Genomic DNA, 21,623 nt, shown 5'->3' on the forward strand with positions numbered 1-21,623 from the left:
CTGATGTGGAAAAGATTTAGGTCGAATGAAATATGTTTGTGCGTATGTAGAACAAACTTGGTTCGGATAGTGAACAACCTTTTGCACGGCTGTACTTCACCCGTAGTGGGCTTGAAAACGCAGATATGCTTCGGTATACTGACGGTTATCTCCTTTCCCGACGGTCACCACGGCAGGATTAAACACACCGGCACTTTGCTAATTAAAATGGTAACCTAAGAAAAATGGGAAGGATTACTCATGTTCCTGTTTTTTGGAAGACAACTGGGATCAATTTCCAAGCAAGGAGGAACTTGGTATAGTTTTTGGCTCTGTTCAAAATTTGTCGAATCATTGGTGATTGAAAGATAAGATAAGGTGTATTACAATAACATTATCAGAACATACGTTCTGAATGTATATGGTGACAAAGTTTTCATTAGAACGTCTGCTGGTTGAGATTTGTCAAGAAGTACGTTTTGTAAGGCGATGCACTTTCTTTTATCTGAAAAATCTGTAAATAACTTCGGCTTTTCTTTAGATAAACCTCAACTCCCCTCCAAATTCTCCTCGAAAGGATGATTCCCGTTATGAAGGAATACCTCGATTTAAAACTGGACTTTATGTTTAAACAATTGTTCGGCCATCCGAGCCGAAAGCAGCTTACAATCGCTTTTTTGAATGCGGTTTTGCATCGGACAGGCCATGATCGTATCATCGATGTGCAGTTTGAAAACACAGAGCTGGCAAAAGAGTTCGAAGAAGGGAAAATGAACCGACTTGATGTGCTCGTGTGGACCGACCGAGGCGAGCGGATTAACGTGGAAATTCAAATCATTGACCAGCACGATATGCCGGAGCGGATTTTGTATTACTGGGCGAGGCTCTTTTCCCAGTCGCTCTTCAAAGGCCAAGGGTACAGCGAACTTCCTCCCACGATTATGATTGCAATTCTCAACTACCCGCTCTTTCCGCATGAAACCGATCGGTTTCACACCATCTTTCATATCCGCGAAGATAAAGAACAGTTTCTTTGGAGCGCGCATCTTGAATTTCACGCCATTGATTTATCACAATTTATGGTAAAATGGAAGAAATATAGACGTGATGTGAAGCGATCTACGGAGTGGCCCTGGTTGATGATGCTGTCAGCGGTGGATGCCCGGAAACAAGAGATTGATGAGACGATTCTCAAGGAACTGGAGGTGTTGGCGATGAACGAGCAAGAAATTCGCGAAGCATTGGAAGAGTGGGAGAAGCTAAGCGTCAGTTCCGAAAATCGCTACGCGTATGAAATGCGGCTGAAATGGCTGCGGGATCAATTGTCCAATCTTCTTGGCGAGCGGCGTGCTGGGATGGAGGAAGGGTTGGAAAAAGGATTGAAACAAGGGTTGAAACAAGGGCTAAAGCAAGGTCGGGAGGAAGAACGGAAGAACATGATCCGACATATGTCGGCGAAAGGAATGGCAGCGAAAGATATTGCCGATCTCACTGGACTTGCGGAAGAGGAAGTGCGAAAGTGGTTGAAATAGATTGCCTGTCATTTGTCGAAGCCGTTTGACAGTGGTTTAGGCTTATTCATCCGAAGAAGTAGTGGAAACGTTAGAAAACCTGCCGCCTAATAAGGCTTTGCTGCGCCATCGAAAAATAAATGTAGCACTCGGTAGGCGAAAAAAATGAAAGTGCTCTTGCATGAAACTGAAGATCGCACTTTCCTTTTAAAGGACTTTTCCATGCAAGAGCTATTTTATATCCCCTAATTTTTGAGCTACGGGTATTATTCAATAGAAACCATGCTGGTCATTCAGCATGTTGGTATCATGGACTCTAGCGATTGGGCAAATCGCCGAATTCCCTCGGGAATGGATTTTGTTTCTACTCGGCCGTAGGTAAAACGTATATATTTAATTAATCAAATTGAAAATAAAAAAGAGTCACAATCTGTATCTCAAATATTAAGAAGTATGCCAGTTTGGGGAAACTGGTACGGACCTGGACATGGTGGCGGTGTACCAAAAAATAAATTAGATTCTTTATGTATGACACATGATCTTTGTTATAAAGTAAAAGGATATTTCGATTGTGGCTGTGATAAAGCTTTAGTAGCTGGGATAACTGCCGCTCTTCCATTTATGAAATCTGACGAAAAAAGAGCTGCCTTAGCAGTAGCAGCTTACTTTAGTATAGCACCTTGTAAAAAATAATAGAGTGGGGAATTAAATGATTTATAAATTTATCATGTTTATAATATTTTGTATTTTAATGTTTATAGGATATTTAATTGAATGGATTACAGGAGGAAGACCTTGAATTTAGGATCATTATCTTAGTCAGTTCTTGAAAATACAAAACATCAGCTAGTACTTTCGCTTGTTGACAAAGTCTCTGCTTAGACAGTCTACAAGCTTTATTACTATATCTAAAAGTTTGACAGAGTACACTAAAGAAAAGCCCGAAAATACTGGTGTTTTGGACTATACCCACAACACGGGGGTGTCTAATAAGTTGTTTTTACGGCATGATTTTACGTAATAGCCGACCAAGCCCTAACTTTTCCCATACCTTTCGGAACAGATAAACCGGCCCAAACTCTTTTGTCCAAAGCACGGAGACAGAAGAGGAAGAGCCTTGCCCGTGAATTCGGTCAAAGTAACGCTCTGAAAATTTGGCTAATCCCTCGATTTATTGATCGACAGAGCCATTCTCTAATAAATGTTCTAATATCCCTAGATTACAAAGCGTTTGTTGCCGAACTTTATTGTCTACACGAAATGTACGACATATTTGTAGATATTGACGAACAGAACCATTTTTATTTTTTTGCTTGGGTCAGGTGCCTGTCACCACTCGATGCCCTGTCTGAGCTCAAGGGATGGTAAAAAAAGTATACATATCCGTCTGTCATGACAAGGGATGAGAGTCCAAAAGCACTTACGCAGGAAATTCAAAAAATGGTTCGCTAACCTATGACTTACACCTGTTTTCAGCGAACCAAAAAAGCTACAACAAAGTCTTGACTGACTCCGGAAAACGATGATCATACACAAATGCACATTTATTTGTTAAAATATTAATTATATTCTGACAAAAATGAAACCTATTGTTTTCGGAAGCAAGAGGTATTCTTTCGAAAAATTTACATCCATGAAACAAAATCATTAAATATACAAAGTAATCTATATATGGAATAAACGGTTTGCGGCCGTTTTATCACCGACAGAATGGGGGAGGGTGCAGTGGAGAAGATTGCCTCGCATGCGTATGAAAAGCCGGGCTGGAAACTGTATGTTTCGTTGCCGATTTTATCGTGGGCGTTGTATGATTTTGCGAATACGATTTTTTCCTCGAATGTGAATACGATTTTTTTCCCGCTTTATGTTTCGGAAACGGTGGGAAAAAGCGAGAGCTTGAACCAAATCGCCAGTACATTTATTTCGTATGCAAATGCGTTAGCTTCTTTCTTTTTAGTGATATTTTCTCCTTTATATGGCACATGGATTGATCGGACCGGGAGAAGAAAGAAATGGCTTGGGATTTTTACGACTCTTTCGGTTACGGCAACTTTGCTTATGGGTGTTGCCGGATATTCGAATCTTGGGAATGCCATGTTTGGATTGCCGGCGTCTTTTGTCATAATCGTGCTTTTATTTGTCGCAGCAAAGTTTTTTTACCATTCGAGCCTTGTTTTTTACGATTCCATGATTTCCAGTTTGGGGAATAAACAGGAAATTCCGCTTATCTCCGGTTTTGGCGTTGCTGTCGGATATGTCGGAACGCTTGTCGGGCTAGCTGTGTATCCATTTGTTGGAGAAATGGATTACTATCGGGCTTTTATTCCAAGCGCTCTTTTGTTTCTCCTCTTTTCTTTCCCGCTGTTTTTCTTTGTCAAAGAAGAAGCCGAAAAAGCCGATGCCTTAAAGCGAAAGGCCGGATTTTTTGCAGGCTATCGGGATATTTATGCAACATTGAAAGAAATGAAAAAGTATCAAAACATTTTTACTTTCATGATTGCTTATTTCTTTTTGAATGATGCGGTGGCGACGACGATCGCCATCATGTCCGTTTATGCCAAAGTCATTGCCGGGTTTACGGCAGGGGAGTTCATCCTTTTATATTTAGTCTCCACAGTTTCAAGTATTATCGGTTCCTTTCTTTTTGGCTATATTACGAGAAGCAAGGGAGCCAAAAAAGCGGTTTTGTATGTCGGCATCGTGATGTGCATCGCACTGGCGATAGGGGTGCTTGCTTTTTCCAAGCTATCTTTTTGGATTGCTGGGAGTTTGTTCGGCGTCAGTTTAGGAGCGATGTGGGTCACTTCGAGAACATATATAGTCGAACTTTCCCCGCCAGATAAGCAAGGGCAATTTTTCGGACTGTTCGCTTTTTCTGGAAAAGTGTCAGCCATCATTGGTCCAGCGATTTATGGAAGCATTACCCTCCTTTTTCATTCATATGGAAACATTGCCAATCGGTTGGCGATGGGATCGCTTTTGCTGATGGTGCTCCTTGGCATTTTCTTTTTGCTGAAGGTAAAGCCACAGGCGCCTGCCGCGCCGAAAAGCTGACGGAGGTTTTATGGGGGTGTCATTGGCGAAAGCTATTCCGTCATTGAAATCATGGAAGCACAAATAACTACCAGCCGCCATCTGGGCGCTCTTGTTCGTCTTTCTTGTTGCCTCATCGCTAAAAATTTATGAAGAACTTATTTTAAAAATTGGTTCTAAAATGAATTGACTTAACCGGACAAAAAATTAAGGTCAAGTAGATGAACAACCATATCTGAGCATACTGCTTATTTAGCATAAATGATCCGAATAGAAATTTTACATGGAGTGGCGGACATGTTAGGCTTGATGCCTTGCGAAGCAAGGATTGGCGCTCGCTCCTTTCGCTAGGAAACATGTCCGCAGAAGCTCCGTGTCAAGCGATATAGACCTAAAATTTTATACAGGGAATGGAATATTCGTATTTTGTCATTCATACATTTTTTAATTGCCAAAAACAGATAAATAAAGCAAAAAGGTTGGTGTTTAAACTTTCGGAGCCAGTTCGACAGCGGCGTGAATGGCTTCGAGCATGCTGCGTTCGTCCGCCAGATTTTTTCCTGCGATATCAAAGGCTGTTCCATGGTCGACAGATGTGCGGATGATACCGCCTTTGAGGCCGACGGTGATGTTTACTCCGGCTTCCAGCCCCAGCACTTTAATAGGGGCGTGCCCTTGGTCATGGTAGCAAGCGACAACAATATCAAAATCTCCGCGCACCGCACGGTAAAATAATGTATCTGCCGGATATGGTCCGGTTGCATTGATTCCTTCCACTTGTGCTTTTCGGATGCCGGGAATGAGTTTTTCCTCTTCCTCTCCATTGCCAAACAGTCCGTTTTCTCCAGCGTGAGGGTTGATGCCGCACACGGCGATGCTTGGGTTTTCTTTTCCAGCTCTTGTCAACGTTTCATGAGCCAGTTTAATGACTTTGTAGGTCCGATCGGGATTAATCATTTCTATCGCTTTAATTAACCCGACATGGGTAGTAATATGAATGACTTTAAGTTTTGGAGAGGATAACATCATCGCATAATCTTGAGTGCCCGTTAAATCGGCCAAAATTTCTGTATGTCCCGGGTATAGATGTCCGCCTTTGTGCAGGGCTTCTTTATTTAAAGGAGCTGTACAAATGGCCTGTATATATCCGTTTTTAGCTAATTCGATGGCACGTTTTAAAAATTGGAATGCGGCATCTCCTGCAGCTGCTGATACTTGTCCAAAAGACAAATTGGCAGGAAGCAAATTTAAATCAATGCAATCAATTGTACTGTATTGGTAAGTTGCTTCCTTTACAGATGAAATAGGGTGAATGGTCAGTTTGGAATTGGTAATTCTAGCTGCCCGTTCTAATATTTTTGCATCTCCTATCACTAAAGGATTGCATTGCTCATAAATGGATCGGTTTTGTAGGGCTTTTACGATAATCTCCGGTCCAATACCGGCAGCATCTCCCATCGTTATTCCGATGATAGGTTTCATTTGACATCTACTCCTTGTAATTGGTGAATTGCTTGAATAAATGTATTTTCCGAACCAAAGGCTCCCGCCTTTGTCACTACATGCATTCCTGAGTCATGAATTAATTTCGCTATTGGCACTCCTGTTTCCACTTCATCCAGCAATTCAAAACCCGAAGCTCCGATTTTCTCGCATACATGTTTTGCAGTATCCCCGCCTGTTAATATCATCCCTCTAAAATAGCCCTTGTTGATCAATGTGGAGGCAACTTCGCCTAATTTTTGAACAATGAAATTGCTTATTTCTATTGTGCTTAATCCTTTCGATTTTCCTATTTCCTGTACCTGTTTTATTTCATTGGGTGAAGCAGAAGAATATAGTGCGACATGATAACCCTGTTTGACCCAATCCTCTGCCTGGTGAATGGCTTTTTTCATTTCATCGCAGCGAATTTGGTCATCACTAACCAATCTTATGGAATCAAGCTGTACACCTTTGACATTCGTTAAAGAAAGGGCAAGATCTAACTGTTTGCGGGATACTTGGCTGACGCTACCAACTACTAGCAGGATGGGCTGTCGATTTTGATCAATCTTGATCGTTCTTTTTGCTTTTTGAAGCTGATAAACCTCGGGAAGGTAATTAGCCAGACCTGCCGACCCGACCCATACGACTTTTTCGTTAATGTGGCAAACGTATTGTGCGATACAACACAAATCTTCTTCAGTTAAAGAGTCAAAGACAATGTAAGGAATATGATTCGCACGATAATCGTTTAGTCTCTCTTTTACTTTATCAAATCCGAGACGAAGTGTTTGATAGTCAATTAATCCTATAGGACGCTTTGTCTGTTTGGCAATTAAACTGGGAATATACGACTCTTTAACTGGACATTTAGGGTCTCTTGATATTTCTGTCTCATGTAGCAATGTATCGTGTAAAAAATGATATCCTTTATAAGTGGTTCTTCCGTTTTTGGGATAACCTGGCGCAATAATCATAAATGTCGGCTTTATTGCATCGTAAACAGCATCGATTTCCGCTCCGATATTTCCTCTAAGGGTGGAATCGATTTTTTTGTAGATAATCGGGAAACAATCTTTTAGTTTTTCCGATACGACCTTTACTTTCTCATAGGCTTCTTTCTTAGATAAAGAGCGGCTATCAGTATCAATGACAACCGCATCGTTTTCGTCTAGTTGGCTCGAATGCAGTTGAAATAGTACGGATGTTTTTAAACCGTAATGAGCAAGCTGAACGCCGCTGTCGTTGGCTCCTGTTAAATCATCTGCGATGATTGCGATCTTCATGGTGCATCTCCTTCCTTAAATGGAGGAGCCCAAGTCATAGACATGGGCTTTATGGGTTAGTTTGGTAATTGGTAGTATTGCTGCAATTTATTTTTCTTTTCCAATCGTTTCGCCAAAAACGCGATGTAAATTGGTAGTAAAATCGCTGTCGTGACCGTACTTGCCGCTACTTGGACTGTCGCTAAATCAGCTACGCTTGCGAAAGAAGCATTCGCTGCCGCGATCGCAGCAGGAGTAGCTACAGCGTTTCCTGCGGTAGAGCCTTCAGCAGCACCGACAAGTGGATTCCAGCCGAATGCTTTAAAGATTAAGTATCCGGCAGTTCCTGTTAACAATACTGTAGCTACGCCCAACAATACGCCACTTAATCCCCCTTTGATGATGGCCCCAAAGTCGATCCCCATTCCTAAGGCGAACGCAAAAAATGGTATTAACATATCGCTGCCTTTTGCTAAAAATTCTCTCATTTCATTGTCTAAGTTTCCAAGTATCATGCCGATTGCAATTGGAAGTAAAACGGAGATAAAGGAGACAATGGAAAACATTCCATCGACAAACCCCATTGCGCCGAAAATAGATAACGCTACCATTGTTAAGAATGGTCCATCATTTAATGCTAATAGAGAATAGGCCGCTTTGTCATCTTCTTTCCCATACTGACCGACAATCGCCATATAAAGACCGCCGTTACTGTTGGTCATTGCCGCAATAATAGCCAGTGGTGTTAAACCTAAAAATAAACCACTTGGACCAGCTGCTATATAGGCGATTAATCCTACAAGTGCCCCTACCGCCCACTTGACGAACAGTAATGTAAACCCTTTACCAAGCGCAATGCCTGCGCTTCTTACATTAATTTGTGCTCCTGCGCAAAGTAAAAATAGAGCGATTAAAGCACTTGCGCTGTTGACGAATAGCGCTTCTGTAAAGTTGCCGATTCGAAGCAGATTCGGTGCGAACGTATTGATCGTCGCGGCCAACAGCAATGGCACGACCATCATTCCACCAGGAATGCGGTCTAATGTTGCCTTAATTTTCATTCTTTCTCCTCTCCTTTGTTGTTGTTTTAAAATGAAACAATTTTATAAATAATATAATAATAAACCGCTTTCAATTTAATTTTATTAGGGTATGTTTTATTTATCAACAATATTTTTACATAAAAATAATAAAGATGAAATAATGTTGCATTATGCAACATTATTTCAGCTTTCTCCATAACGTACTTCGATTGATCCCCAATCTTTTGGCTGCTCTTGTCTGATTCATTTCTTCTTCTTGTAACACTTTCCAGATAATATCCTTTTCAATCTCAGCTAGCGGTTTATTGAGATCAATCACGGAACAACCTAGTTGAGCGTGTTCATCTGTATTTTTCCAAATGTTGTTTAAATCTTCTTTATTAATATACTCATTATTCGTAAACTGGACGGCTTGTTCAATCACACTGCTCAATTCTTGTAAATTATTTTTCCAAGTACGGCTGTACAGCCATTTTAGCGCTTCTTCCTGCACGCCTACGATTTGCTTTCCATATTTGACGTTATATTGCGCAATAAATTTTCGAACATATTCGTTTAAATCTTCCGCGTGTTCTTTCAGAGACGGCAATCGAATTTGGTTTTGTTTAAATTGTTTAAAAATTTGAACCGATAATTTTTTTTGCTGCAACAAATCAATCGGGTTATCATGAAATAAAAAAATAATGCGTGCTTTTGTCTGGTGGATCAGGTGCGCTAGATGATTTTGGTGTTCCAACCGCAAACGTTCAACGCCTTCGAAAACACATGTCCCTATGTCCAAATGGACTAAGATAAGCTTGAGATAGTCTGCTATCTCGCGATGATCTTCTAAGACTCGGATGAGCAACAGAAAACTATCTTTCGCCTCGCTTTCACAATGAATGATTCCTGCTAGTGTTTTTTTTCCAGTTCCTTTTTCTCCGTATAATGCAACTGGCTTATTATGTGCAGCAGCCTTTTTCCCTTGCTTAATAACAGCTTTCATCAATTGGCTATTCCCGAGAATCTGTGAAAAGGAAGTCATGATTGGTTGTATGGCAGCAACGGATAGGCCATAATCTTGTTGGTCTTCCTTCTCTTCGGCTGAAAACCGCAGGTAATACTGGTGGTTTTCGGAGTTATCTATTTTAAGATACCCTTGCCGAAACTGCATATGTTCATCATCTGTAACGAAAGTGTACAATATTTCTATTGGTTCAATTTTTTTGCATAATTGTGTGCATGCATTGTTGAGAAATGGAAAATACGAATAAATAGTAGATTTATCCGAATCATTTTTGAGTGCTGGAAATATTTTTTGAAAAGAAGAACTAGTAAATTGTATCATGCCATTTTCGTCATAAACAACTAAAGGTTCTTTTGTTTTTTGCAGCAGTTGTTGATATACCTTTGTTTGTTTGGCAGTGTTTTTAATAATTTGATAAGTTTGTTTTGCTTGTTCAAACGCTTCGATTATGGACTCTCTGCCTGAAGTAATCAGTATGCTCTGAAGCCCGTTCGCTTCCGCAGTCTTGCAAGTAATCGTGTCTCCGATAATCGCTTGGGCGCCGTTGGCTTTAGCTTGTTGGACTGCCTCCTCTACCTCTTCTTGGTCATGGATAATGGTATAAGGAATTTTAACATCTAAAAGATTGGATACAGAAACAAAACCTTGGCATATGTTTAGGAATCCAATAATGTGAAGATGTGCGTTATGGTCTTTAACCAATGTCAATATACGTAATAAGTCATAGCCTGAGACTTTTATTTCAATAACTGGCAATGAGATATGCTGGCGCAGCAACTGAGCGGTGCCGCCGCGACTGATAATGAGATCATAACCTTCTTTTTCATATTGTTTCGCAATGGGTATAGCCTCTTGTAAATCTCCTTGTACAACTGTAATGTCCAGGGATTGTTGTTCTTTACCGAGAGTTAAGGCTAATTCTTTTAAACCGGGGTAGGGAGCAATCAATAATGTTTTTATTTTCATGTTTATCAATCCACCCATCTCATTTGTTTCTGCTACCATTCATTATAGCCTAGTTTCACTTTGAGGTAAGTTTCCTTATTGTTATTTTAGCTTTTGTCCTCTATCTCTCCCGACCCGGAATAATGGTTCCATTTTTGTAAATGTTGATGAATATTTTGGAAAGGCTGACAGTGGTGAACGGCGTCTTTGCACAGAATTTTGTACAGCTAGCAAGAAATAGGGATATAAAAATGTTTCGTGATGTAGATCTATGGCAATTAGCCGACTTAGCCGGCTTATGAGTGAATCATAACCGTTGTAGATGTAAGGAGATATTTTCGGGAGAGGATAAAGGAAAGCAAATAGAAAATATTTCGTTAGTGAATTTATTGAGGATTTGACAAGATAAGAGATTGAGGTAAAAGAGAATTAAAAGAAGAGGTAGTTTTTTCGGTTGTGTGCTTCGCTTTCTAGCATGACTAGTGGGAAAAAGGCTTTTAAGAACCTTCCCCATGAGTCATGCCAGATCGAAAAATTTTAAATAAAATCATTTCTTTTGCTCTTAAATGGGTTGTGCGTATAAAAGCTGATAGTTCTCTTTTAACTACGGACAGATATTATAAGTGAAAGGGGAAAGGTCACAGCGGAAAATAGAAATTGAGCATTCTTATCCAAGATGAATCATTTTAAAACATTATGGCATTGTTCCTAAAGCGGCTATTCGTCCGATGTAAAGTTAATAAATAACACGGTACAATCTATCTACGGCAACTGGTATGTCTTCATTTTTTATATTGGCAAATCCGATAATCAAAATAATTTTTTTTCCTTCTTCGATATTGCCTAGTAAATTGAACCTCTTCATGGAGTATATTTCAAGTTTTTCTTTTTTTGCTCTTTCTTCAATTTCTTTATACCCTTTATCTGTTTTGAATTCCGCAATGAAATGAAGTCCTGCCGGCACATTTTTAATCTTAATGTCATTTCGAAATTTCCATTTCAATTCCTTAATCAGGTTTTCTCTTTTCATCTCATAGTGATTGTTCATGCGCTTGACGTGTTTTGCGTACTCGCCGCTTTCAATAAAATAGTGAAGCGTAAATAAATTCAGTGTATTGCTTCCCTGTATCCAATATGAAAAATGTCTTTTGTACTCTCTTAATAAATCGGGAGGCAAAACGAGATAACTGATTCGGAAACTTGGCATGATCGTTTTGGAGAATGTTCCTGCATAAATCACTCGTTGATTCCGATCTAGGCTTTGCAGCGACGGAATATTGTCCGTTCCGTATTTAAATTCGCTATCGTAATCGTCTTCTACAATATACCTTCCTTCAGAAGCCGAGGCCCAATTCAAAAGTTCAATTCTTCTTGAAATAGGCATAATGATTCCGGTCGGGAATTGGTGTGACGGGGTGATAAAAAGGAAATGTGGATTCAAAGCTTCCACTTTCTTGATGTCTATTCCTTTTTTATCAAGATCGATTGGAAAAACTTCAAAATTCATATCTTTTAATAATTGGTAGATGCGAGAATACCCAGGGTTCTCAATTGCAGCTTTTATATTTTCCCTCTGCATGCCCAACACTTGACGTAACAAGGGCTGTGTCCCGGGGCCGATAATCACTTGTTCTGGTTCGCATTTAACGCCGCGTGTAAGCGCAATCATACGTGAGATGGTTTTTCTCACAAGGTAAGGACCTTGAGGATGAGAAATGTCCGAAAGTTCGTTTTTGTGATTTTTTATTGCTATTTTTTCACACTTCATCCATTCTTTAAACGGGAACATGGAGATGTCAGCCGTCATATGTGATAAGGAAAGCCCTCCCTCATCTTTCTTGGAGAATTCTTCTTTTAAATCATCTGGAAAGTTCATTTTAGCCTCTTTTTGATTGTTGAACTGTGTAATATTTTCCACATAGTAGCCTTTTCTTTCAATTGCGTAAATATATCCTTCAGCCAGGAGCTGCTCGTACGCATTTGAAACCGAATTAATGCTCACTTCTAATTTTTCTGCTAATTTTCTTTTGGAAGGCAATTTCTCATTGGTAGGAATCTTTCTCTCTAAAATCGCTTCTTTTAACGATTTATAAATTTGTTGATAGATATGATTTGACTTATCCTTTTTATCTATTTGAAAGAAAATCATAATCTATCTCTCCCTCTGGTACCTGAAAAATCAGAAAACTGGTACTTTTCTTTTAATATATTTATCATAATATTATTAAAAAACAATGTAAAGGAGGACAACATTGAATGTTAGGAATATTGACGACTGAAGGGCTGTAAACTAATCGGAAGAAATGTTTCAAGCGGTTTCACGGAAATTGTGCCTATTAAGCAGTCGTCCTATTTGCCGAAGGGTTTTACGGAAGAAACGATATAACGTTCGGTATGGGAAGCTGAGCAATATAAATATGGATCAAACATTTGATATTGTCCCGGATTTGATGATCGTTTCCAAGTCGTCGGCTGTGGGTTATTAAGCAGTGTAGCAGGCAAGATGGGAATTTGAAAGACTGCCCGTACTGGGTGAAACGCATGCCAGAAATCCGTCAGCATGTGCTCTTTTGTTGGCGATGATGGGTATCGTTGAAAAGAAGAATTTGCTCCCAATTTCTGAAATACTGCTGGAATGACAAGTGGAACATAATAGATGAAGGTAAATTCGCGGCATACATCCTATAGTAGCGGCGGAGATTATTGAAGACCACACGGACCATAAAAAAAACGAACCAAATTCTGAAATACCCGAATGAATGTGACTTTTTATTTTCTGACGGTATTGATGGAAATTTATAGACCTTTAACACCGTTTGTTGTTTCAAGTTGAGAGATAAATTCCTGTATTGGGAGTAAAGGTGGGTCAATGGCAGAGAGCCGGAGATGAAATAAATTAATGAGTGTTTACTAATTTGCTGTGGAAAAAGGTTTGGTAAAAAATTTTTCATTTAACGGAATTATATATATTTTAAACTATGAAAGTAAGAGGTGGTGTGAAAATGACTCGTTATGAATATGGTGGCGACGAATTTATATTTGTCGAATTAAGTGAAGAGATGAGTTTGGAAGTAAACTTTAAAGCAATGGCTATTACGAATCGATTAAAGGAGGAGAGACTTCCAGGAATAATAGATATTTGTCCATCGAATTCTTCGTATATGATTCGTTTCGATCCAGATCGTACCCATCCGAACGATTTGATTTCAAAATTGAGAGAACTAGAGGAATCTGTTTCTTCTGATGACATTGAAATATCTTCACGTGTTGTAGATGTCCCCATCTTATTTGATGATCCATGGACACACGAGGCATTAATGCGTTTTAGGGACAGGCATCAAGATCCCTCATCAACCGACTTGGAATATGCGGCACGTATCAATGGTTTCAAATCGAAAGAAGATTTAATAAAAGCAATAACTGACTTCCCTTTTATTGTATCGATGATTGGATTTGTGCCGGGGCTTCCATGGTGTTATCAAATGGTGCCTCGTGAGCAGCAAATAGAAGTACCGAAATATGTTCGGCCCCGGACATATACTCCCGAGCGGGCATTTGGTTTTGGTGGAGCGTTTGCTGTTATATATCCAGTTCAAGGGGCAGGAGGATATCAATTATTTGGTATTGCGGCAGCCCCCATATTCGAGAAAGAACAGCGCAATCATGATTTTAAAGATTCAATGACTTTCCCAAAACAAGGAGATATATTTAGATACCGCAGTATCACCATGGAAGAGTATGAGGAAATTCGTAAAAAAGTAAATGATGGGACCTTCCGCTATTTGACGAAGGATATTACGTTTTCAACAAAAAAAGTACTAAAGGATCCTAAAGCATTTTCTGAAGATGTGTTAAGGAGGTTGTATTCATGATAAAAGTCATAACCCCCGGACTGCAAACGACTATTCAGGACAATGGCCGTATTGGCTACTATGAAGTTGGAATGCCTCCGTCAGGTGCGATGGATAAGTTCTCTTACATTGTAGGCAATTTACTTGTCGGTAATAATGAAAATGCTGCTGCATTGGAAATCACATACATGGGGCCAACTCTTGAATTTCAAGAAGATGCCATTATTGCTCTAACCGGCGGGGAAATTCCTCCAAAAATAAACGGACAATCCGTTCCAATGTGGGAAGCTTTGGCTGTTAAAGCTGGGGATCAACTTTCTTTTGATTTTGTCAAAAATGGCGCAAGAGTATACCTCGCTGTAGCGGGCGGTTTTGATGTTCCTTTAGTAATGGGCTCGCGTTCTACATACACGCTATGCGGCATAGGGGGGCTAGATGGGAGACAACTGCAAGAAAATGACATACTTAAAATAGGAAATGAAAATATACGCCCTGCAAAAATTGGGGCACGCATTGACGATTCATTTATTCCGCAATTTTCAAATCAACATGAAATCCGCGTTGTTTTGGGGTTATGCAGTTATCGTTTAACGGAGGAGAGTAAGGAACGCTTTTTTTCCATTGATTGGACTGTTTCAACAGAAGCAAATCGGGTGGGCTATCGCTTCAGAGGGGAACGTTTGAATTTTGTTGAACGCAAACAGCCGTTTGGGGCAGGAAGCAACCCTTCGAACGTAGTCGATTTAGGTTATCCGATTGGATCCATTCAAGTGCCAGATGGTATTGAACCAATTGCATTATTAAATGATGCCGTTACAGGCGGAGGATACGCTACAATTGGTACAATCATAAGCGCCGATTTAAACAAATTGGCACAAGTCAAAACAAATGAATCCGTAAGATTTGTGGCTGTTGATATCGAAGAAGCCCTTTCAGCAAGAAAAGAAATAAAAAATATATTAAATCAAATAAAACAACAACTTTGTTAAATTGGAGGAATCTAATATGGAAAGTATCATTGTATCTGCGATCCCTGGAATATTTTATCGAAAACCGTCTCCTGAAGAAGATGAATTTGTTAAGGAAGGTGACCGTATTAAGGCAGGAGATGTTATAGGATTAGTTGAAGTCATGAAAACTTATTATGAAATAAAGGCAGAAAAAGAGGGAATTATTGATAGATTTTTAGTTTCAAATGAAGAACCAATTAATGCCGGACAAGAGATAGCAGTGATTAAAGAAGAAAAGTGAAAGAATGGGGTGAACAAACAAATCAATGAGTCTTTTCAAAAAAGTATTAATCGCTAACCGTGGAGAAATTGCCAGAAGAATTATCAAAACTTGCAATCGGATGGGCATTCAAACCGTTGCAGTATATTCTGATGCAGATGCGGATGCACCGTTTGTAAAGGAAGCAGCTGAAGCAGTTTACATTGGAGAAAGCCAAGTAAAGAAGAGTTATCTGAATATGGAAAGCATAATCCGGGCAGCAAAAGAAACAAAAGCGGAAGCAATTCATCCTGGATATGGTTTCTTATCTGAAAATGCTGATTTTGTTAAGGGATGCGAAGAAGAAGGTATTGTTTTCATTGGTCCTAGTGCACAGGTAATGAAATTGATGGGAAGCAAAGTAGAAGCCCGGATCAAAATGTCTGAAGCGGGAGTTCCTGTAGTCCCTGGATCGGAAGGAAGTTTGGATTCAGTGGAAGAAGCGTTATCTATTGCGAACCAAATTGGTTATCCCCTTATGTTAAAGGCGAGCGCAGGTGGCGGGGGAATCGGGATGAAACTGGTTCGAGACGATAAAGAACTGGAAGAAGCCTTTCACTCAACGAGGCAACAAGCAACATCTTTCTTTGGAGACGGAACGATTTTTCTGGAAAAATGGATTTCAGAACCACGTCATATTGAAGTACAAATAGCTGCCGATCATTATGGCAATACTGTCCACTTATTTGAAAGAGAATGTTCTATACAAAGAAGACATCAGAAAGTGATTGAAGAAAGTCCATCCCCATTTCTTGATGAGGAACTTAGGGAAAAATTGTTGACAACAGCACTTCGGGGAGTAAAGCATATAGGATATACCAATCTAGGTACAATGGAATTTATCTTTGATGAACATAAAAATTTCTACTTCCTTGAAATGAATACAAGGCTGCAAGTAGAGCATCCGGTAACTGAAGAAATTACAAGCCTTGATTTAGTTGAATGGCAGCTGCGGATTGCCGCTAAACAACCTCTTCCGTTGCAACAAGATCAAATTCACAGAAACGGCCACGCCATTGAGTGCCGGTTGTATGCGGAAGATCCGGTCACTTACTTTCCTTCTCCCGGGCAGATCGAACGTTTGACTTTGCCTGTTCATCAAGCAAGATTTGATTTCGGTGTAGTAGAAGGGAATCATGTTACTCCATTTTACGATCCTATGATAGGGAAGATAATTGTACATGGCAGCAATCGAAGAGATTCGCTAGAAAAAACAAAACACGTCCTTGAGCAAATCGAAATTCAAGGAATTAAAACAAATCTGCCATTATTGAAAAAAATTATGCAAAATGATCTGTTTGCTAAAGGATATTATACAACCAAGTTTCTCGATCATTTTAATTTGAATCAACAAGTGAAATGAGGGGATCAACATGTATAAGGTAGATATCAATTGCGATATGGGTGAAAGTTTTGGCCTTTATGAACAAGGAAACGATGAAGAAATGATGAAGTATATTTCTTCAGCAAATATCGCATGCGGTTTTCATGCAGGAGATCCTCATGTCATGAGGAAAACAGTTGAATTGGCGAAGAAATATAATGTAGGAATTGGTGTGCATCCCGGATTTCCTGATTTGCTTGGTTTCGGCCGACGCGCAATGGCTTGTACACCGTCGGAAATTAAGGATTATATCATTTATCAAATGGGAGCATTGAGAGAATTTGCAAACATTTTTGATGTAAAATTACAACATTGCAAACCGCATGGAGCTTTGTATATGAGGGCAATGGAGGATAAACAGGTGGCACGTGCCATTCTTGAGGCTATCCATGCTGTGTCAAAGGATATGATTGTGTTTGCTTTAAATAATTCAGAATTTATGGAAGAAGCAATAAAAATGGGTATCCCTGTAGCCAAGGAAGCTTATTCGGATCGTGAACATACGGAAAATGGGTCTATTATATTAACTAGAAAAGGCTCCGAAATAAAGGACTATGCTGCAATGGCTGATCGTGTTGTTAGAATGATTAAAGATAAAAAAGTCATTACTCACGATGGAAAAGAGGTTTCTATTGAAGCAGATACGATTTGTATTCATGGAGATACTCCTGGAGCACCGGAACTAGCAAAGGCAATCGTAGAAGCATGTAACAAAAATGATATACAAGTTCTGCCTATAAATAAAATTCTTAATTGAGTTATGAATCTGAACAGGAAGTCTCCCTTTATGTGTAAAGCAAAGATTCTGAATTAGGAAGTAATGCTTTCACGTGAGCTTTTCATATATAGGCGATACAAGATGTTAAGTGTGGTTTAAAAAATTGTTGCGTAAATCAGGAAATTTATCAAGTGAACCTTAAGGGATTTGATAAAAAAGAATATTTGGACCGTGGAACAAAATCAATGAAAAAGAACTTTCTTGTAGGCTTTTTCAAAAGCATGTTTGGTAACTTTCTAAGCATTTTTAAAACCATTCTAAGCCTCGTTTTGTCTGTTTTGAAGGGGCGGCTAGGATCCGTGGTATCCGTCAGAAGATGTGTCATCTTTTTGGCAAACAAAAAATAATATCAATACGAGCTCAAGCCAATACCTTATATTGGCTCAACGCTTAGGAAAATTGGAAAGTGCCAGACGTCAGTGAAACACTCGGACACCAGAGGTTTTTTTCATAAATAATGTGGTATTAAGTTAGGGACAAAATACAAGGAAGAAACCTAACATAACGTTTTTAGAAATGTGCCGACAAAAATTTACCGACGGTGTCATTACTGGTTTAAAGTGGTGGGACTATATGTTTTCTGTGCCATATTTTAAAATAACTAATTAATCAATCTTTTTTAAGAGTCAGCGTATAATTTAGCTGACCAATTCTTTTTGAAATAAAAGTTATCCTGCAGGTTCGAAGAATATGTTCTTAGGTCGATCATTACTCGTTTCAGTTCATATACACTCTCTTTTGTAAGCGTCGTCATTTCTGGCTAATCACAAAGAAAACTAATAATTCTCTTTTTTTGTTTGTGATTCTAATGTTAAACATTGTTTAAAAGGAAGGATGGAAATATCAGCAGGTATATGTAAAAGAGAAAGCCAGCCTTCCTTTCTTCATAAATGATTTTATTTACCGGAAATTACATTGTAATTTTTAACTTTGTAATATTTTCTTCATAACATCTTTTTCTTTCAATTGTCGTAAATAGCTTCTTCATCTAGGAACTGCACGAATGTTACTTCCCCCTGATTTTCTTTTAGAAGGTAATTTTTATTTGGTTAGAATCATTAAAATAGATTTATTTACCGTTTTTAGAAATTCCCTAATGAAAATGATTGGAATGAGAGTATTTATTTGAAAAAAACATGATCAATCTCTTCTACTGGTACCTGAAAAATCAGAAAACTGGTGCTTTTCACTATAACAGAAAATTGACATAATTCGTATATATATTGATTTTGAGGAGGCAATGAAAAAATGGCATCATCGACAACGATGGAAGACTTGCAGGCTAAACGGAAAAAGTATGTTCCTAAAGGGGTGAGCAATGGAAATTTAAGTATTGCGCATCATGCAAAAGGGGCTACCATCGTAGACATTGATCAGAATGAATGGATAGATTTTGCAGGGGCAATCGGAACTTTAAATGTAGGGCATAGTCATCCTAAAGTAACGGCTGCGGTAAAAGAACAGGTTGATAAATTTTTGCATCCTGGTTTTAATGTGATCATGTACGAAGGATACATTAAGCTGGCAGAAAAATTATGCAAGATTACGCCAGGCAATTTTGATAAACAAGCAATTCTTTTTAATTCGGGGGCTGAAGCAGTTGAAAATGCAGTTAAAGTGTCCCGTAAATTTACAGGCAGACAAGCGGTCGTTTCATTTGTCAGAGGGTTTCATGGAAGAACGAATCTGACGTTGAGCATGACGAGCAAAGTCAAACCATATAAATTCGGATTCGGTCCTTTTGCTTCAGAAGTGTATCAAGCTCCTTATCCATACTTGTACCGAAAACCGGATCATATGACAGATGAACAATATATTGATTGGACGATTGAAGAATTCAAGAGGTTTTTCGCTGCTACTGTGGCACCTGAAACGGTTGCTTGTATCGTAATGGAACCTGTTCAAGGGGAAGGCGGTTTTATTATCCCACCGAAGAAATTTGTCAAATTTGTCAGGGACTTCTGTGATGATCACGGTATTGTTTTTGTGGCAGATGAAATTCAAACTGGTTTTGGCCGTACAGGCAAATTATTTGCAATTGAACATTTTGATGTTGTCCCGGATTTGATTACTGTTTCCAAGTCATTGGCTGCCGGGTTGCCTTTAAGCGGTGTAGTAGGAAAGGCGGAAATTTTAAATGCTGCCGATCCGGGTGAACTGGGTGGAACGTATGCTGGGAATCCTGTAGCTTGTGCCGCCGCACTGGCAGTCATTGATATCATCGAAGAAGAGGATTTGCTCACAAAATCAGAAATACTGGGACAAAAGATTGAGAAAAAACTGCTGGAATTACAAGCGAAACATGAGTTTGTAGGGGAAATTCGCCGCTTAGGTGCTATGGTAGCGGTGGAGATCGTAGATAACCGCCAGAACAAACGACCGAATAAAGAGAAAACGAATCAAATTCTGAAATATGCGAATGAACATGGTCTTTTATTGCTTTCAGCTGGTATTGATGGAAATATTATACGCTTTTTAGCTCCGTTGGTTATTACTGACGAGGAATTATATAAAGGGCTATCCATATTGGAAAAAGCTTTTGCTCAATGAACTGGGTGAAGAAACTGAGGATAAAATTGCCGGGAATCCATTAACCAGTGGCGTTATATATTATTATATCCCAGCAAAGAAAAACCCAGAGGGAGGTAAACCTTGATGGCAGCGACGATTAAAGTCACGAATCCTGCAACAGGTGAGTTGATCCAGGAAGTAAAGGCAGATACAGAAGAAGAGATTCATCTTGCATTGCGGAGAGGGCATGAAAGTTTCCGAAAGTGGTCCAAAACAAATGCACATGAACGATCGAGACTATTAAAGCTTTGGTCTAAAAAAATCCAAGAACATAAAGATGATCTTGCAAAGATCATGACAATGGAAAGCGGTAAACCTTTGCACGAATCATTGGGTGAAGTTGACTATGCAACTAGTTACATTGATTGGTATGCAGAAGAGGCGAAGCGGCTTTATGGACGAACAATTCCTGCAAATACGGAATCCAAACGTATCATTGTCAGCCGCCAACCGGTAGGATTGGTTGCAGCCATTACTCCTTGGAATTTTCCAGCCGCAATGATGACAAGAAAAGCTGCACCGGCATTGGCAGCTGGATGTACATTCGTTGTGAAACCAGCAGAAGATACCCCGTTAACCACGATGAAATTGATTGAGCTCGCTCATGAAGCCGGAATACCAGCGGATGTAATTCAATGTGTGAATGGCTATGGCAGTGAGGTAGGAAAAATATTTACGGAAAGCAAATATGTCAGAAAAATTACGTTTACCGGCTCGACTCCTGTAGGAAAATTATTGATCAGAGACAGTGCCAGTACAGTTAAACATGTTTCAATGGAATTAGGCGGCCACGCACCGGTCATTGTTGCACATGATGCTGATATTGATTTGGCGGTAGAACAAACGATAGCTTCCAAGTTCAGAAATGCCGGTCAAACATGTATTTGTGCAAACAGAGTTCTAGTGCATGAAAGCATTGTAGAGGAATTTGCTGAAAAATTAACAAATGAAGTTAAAAAATTAAAAGTTGGAAATGGTTTGGAAAAAGGCACTCAAATTGGGCCAGTTATTAATGAAAAAGGCTTTCATAAGATTGTCTCGCAGGTCAACGATGCAATCAGTAAAGGTGCTGAAGTTCTTTGCGGCAATAAATACAATGCAAATAGGGAAAAAGGCTATTTCTTTGTTTATCCGACAGTTCTCAAAAATGTCAATGAGAACATGAAGATTATGCAAGAGGAAACATTTGGACCCATTTTGCCAATCACAACGTTTCAGGAATTAGAAGAAGCTGTTAATATTGCAAACAGCACGCCTTATGGTCTGGCCGCTTACTTTTTTACAAATGACTATAGAACAGGCATCTATCTGCATGAGCATTTAGATTTCGGAATTATCGGCTGGAATGACGGCTCTCCATCTGCTGCCCACGCTCCTTTTGGAGGAATGAAAGAAAGCGGAATCGGCCGTGAAGGTGGAGTGGAAGGCATTGAACCGTATTTGGAAACGAAATATTTGTCAATAGGGGATATTTATAAATAAAAGACTTTTTGCAGGGAGTTT

General features: G+C 39.4%; 15 protein-coding genes and 1 pseudogene. 10 read left to right on the top strand and 6 right to left on the bottom strand.

What is annotated here, in order from left to right; all coding sequences use genetic code 11:
* Positions 1 to 569 precede the first annotated feature (569 nt).
* Together NSQ61_RS17250 and NSQ61_RS17255 are read left to right on the top strand one after the other, a co-directional pair.
* Positions 570 to 1,511, top strand: coding sequence for an Rpn family recombination-promoting nuclease/putative transposase (locus tag NSQ61_RS17250; protein ID WP_327873716.1), 942 nt, complete (start codon positions 570 to 572; stop codon positions 1,509 to 1,511).
* A 432-nt stretch (positions 1,512 to 1,943) separates the two neighbouring features.
* Positions 1,944 to 2,183: a hypothetical protein gene (locus tag NSQ61_RS17255; protein WP_327873715.1), complete on the top strand. Its 240-nt coding sequence runs from the start codon at positions 1,944 to 1,946 to the stop codon at positions 2,181 to 2,183.
* 313 nt (positions 2,184 to 2,496) lie between these two features.
* On the opposite strand, the pseudogene NSQ61_RS20385 reads toward NSQ61_RS17255, so the two are convergent.
* Positions 2,497 to 2,763 (bottom strand): annotated as a pseudogene (locus tag NSQ61_RS20385) (IS1634 family transposase); the annotation flags it as partial.
* 437 nt (positions 2,764 to 3,200) lie between these two features.
* Here NSQ61_RS20385 and NSQ61_RS17260 point away from each other — a divergent pair.
* On the top strand, positions 3,201 to 4,544 hold the full coding sequence (locus tag NSQ61_RS17260) for an MFS transporter (protein WP_063388908.1): 1,344 nt from the start codon (positions 3,201 to 3,203) through the stop codon (positions 4,542 to 4,544).
* A gap of 465 nt (positions 4,545 to 5,009) precedes the next feature.
* Here NSQ61_RS17260 and pdxA read toward each other — a convergent pair whose 3' ends face one another.
* The 5 genes from pdxA to gabR all read right to left on the bottom strand — a co-directional run bounded on the left by pdxA (position 5,010) and on the right by gabR (position 12,419).
* On the bottom strand, positions 5,010 to 6,005 hold the full coding sequence (gene pdxA, locus NSQ61_RS17265) for a 4-hydroxythreonine-4-phosphate dehydrogenase PdxA (protein ID WP_327873714.1): 996 nt from the start codon (positions 6,003 to 6,005) through the stop codon (positions 5,010 to 5,012).
* Positions 6,002 to 7,294, bottom strand: a complete 1,293-nt coding sequence (locus NSQ61_RS17270) for a four-carbon acid sugar kinase family protein (RefSeq protein WP_311066614.1) — start codon at positions 7,292 to 7,294, stop codon at positions 6,002 to 6,004. Before NSQ61_RS17270 ends, pdxA begins: the two co-directional genes overlap by 4 nt.
* A gap of 56 nt (positions 7,295 to 7,350) precedes the next feature.
* Positions 7,351 to 8,334: a 2-keto-3-deoxygluconate permease gene (locus tag NSQ61_RS17275; protein WP_117017418.1), complete on the bottom strand. Its 984-nt coding sequence runs from the start codon at positions 8,332 to 8,334 to the stop codon at positions 7,351 to 7,353.
* A 160-nt stretch (positions 8,335 to 8,494) separates the two neighbouring features.
* Complete coding sequence (locus NSQ61_RS17280; RefSeq protein ID WP_117017417.1) at positions 8,495 to 10,288, bottom strand: sigma-54-dependent Fis family transcriptional regulator; 1,794 nt, start codon at positions 10,286 to 10,288, stop codon at positions 8,495 to 8,497.
* A gap of 715 nt (positions 10,289 to 11,003) precedes the next feature.
* Complete coding sequence (gabR, locus tag NSQ61_RS17285; protein WP_445659466.1) at positions 11,004 to 12,419, bottom strand: MocR-like transcriptional regulator GabR; 1,416 nt, start codon at positions 12,417 to 12,419, stop codon at positions 11,004 to 11,006.
* Between the two features lie 850 nt (positions 12,420 to 13,269).
* On the opposite strand from gabR, the gene NSQ61_RS17290 reads away from it, so the two are divergent.
* The 7 genes from NSQ61_RS17290 (at position 13,270) to NSQ61_RS17320 (ending at position 21,602) form a co-directional block, all read left to right on the top strand.
* Positions 13,270 to 14,139 carry a 5-oxoprolinase subunit B family protein gene (locus NSQ61_RS17290; protein WP_327873712.1) on the top strand — a complete coding sequence of 290 codons (870 nt, stop codon included), beginning with the start codon at positions 13,270 to 13,272 and terminating at the stop codon, positions 14,137 to 14,139.
* Entirely contained in the window at positions 14,136 to 15,107 is a 972-nt protein-coding gene (locus NSQ61_RS17295; RefSeq protein ID WP_117017413.1) for a 5-oxoprolinase subunit C family protein, read from the top strand. The genes NSQ61_RS17290 and NSQ61_RS17295 overlap by 4 nt, the downstream gene beginning before the upstream one ends.
* A 16-nt stretch (positions 15,108 to 15,123) precedes the next feature.
* On the top strand, positions 15,124 to 15,369 hold the full coding sequence (locus NSQ61_RS17300; RefSeq protein ID WP_130157666.1) for an acetyl-CoA carboxylase: 246 nt from the start codon (positions 15,124 to 15,126) through the stop codon (positions 15,367 to 15,369).
* 25 nt (positions 15,370 to 15,394) lie between these two features.
* Positions 15,395 to 16,750, top strand: coding sequence for an acetyl-CoA carboxylase biotin carboxylase subunit (locus NSQ61_RS17305; RefSeq protein WP_327873711.1), 1,356 nt, complete (start codon positions 15,395 to 15,397; stop codon positions 16,748 to 16,750).
* Between the two features lie 10 nt (positions 16,751 to 16,760).
* Positions 16,761 to 17,528: a LamB/YcsF family protein gene (locus tag NSQ61_RS17310; protein WP_327873710.1), complete on the top strand. Its 768-nt coding sequence runs from the start codon at positions 16,761 to 16,763 to the stop codon at positions 17,526 to 17,528.
* A gap of 1,269 nt (positions 17,529 to 18,797) precedes the next feature.
* Entirely contained in the window at positions 18,798 to 20,099 is a 1,302-nt protein-coding gene (gabT, locus tag NSQ61_RS17315) for a 4-aminobutyrate--2-oxoglutarate transaminase (RefSeq protein ID WP_327873709.1), read from the top strand.
* Between the two features lie 105 nt (positions 20,100 to 20,204).
* Positions 20,205 to 21,602 (top strand): NAD-dependent succinate-semialdehyde dehydrogenase, encoded by a 1,398-nt coding sequence (locus tag NSQ61_RS17320; protein ID WP_327873708.1) that lies wholly within the window; start codon positions 20,205 to 20,207, stop codon positions 21,600 to 21,602.
* Positions 21,603 to 21,623 lie beyond the last annotated feature (21 nt).

The organism is Aeribacillus sp. FSL K6-1121, from assembly GCF_038003725.1.
Lineage (GTDB): Bacteria > Bacillota > Bacilli > Bacillales > Aeribacillaceae > Aeribacillus > Aeribacillus composti.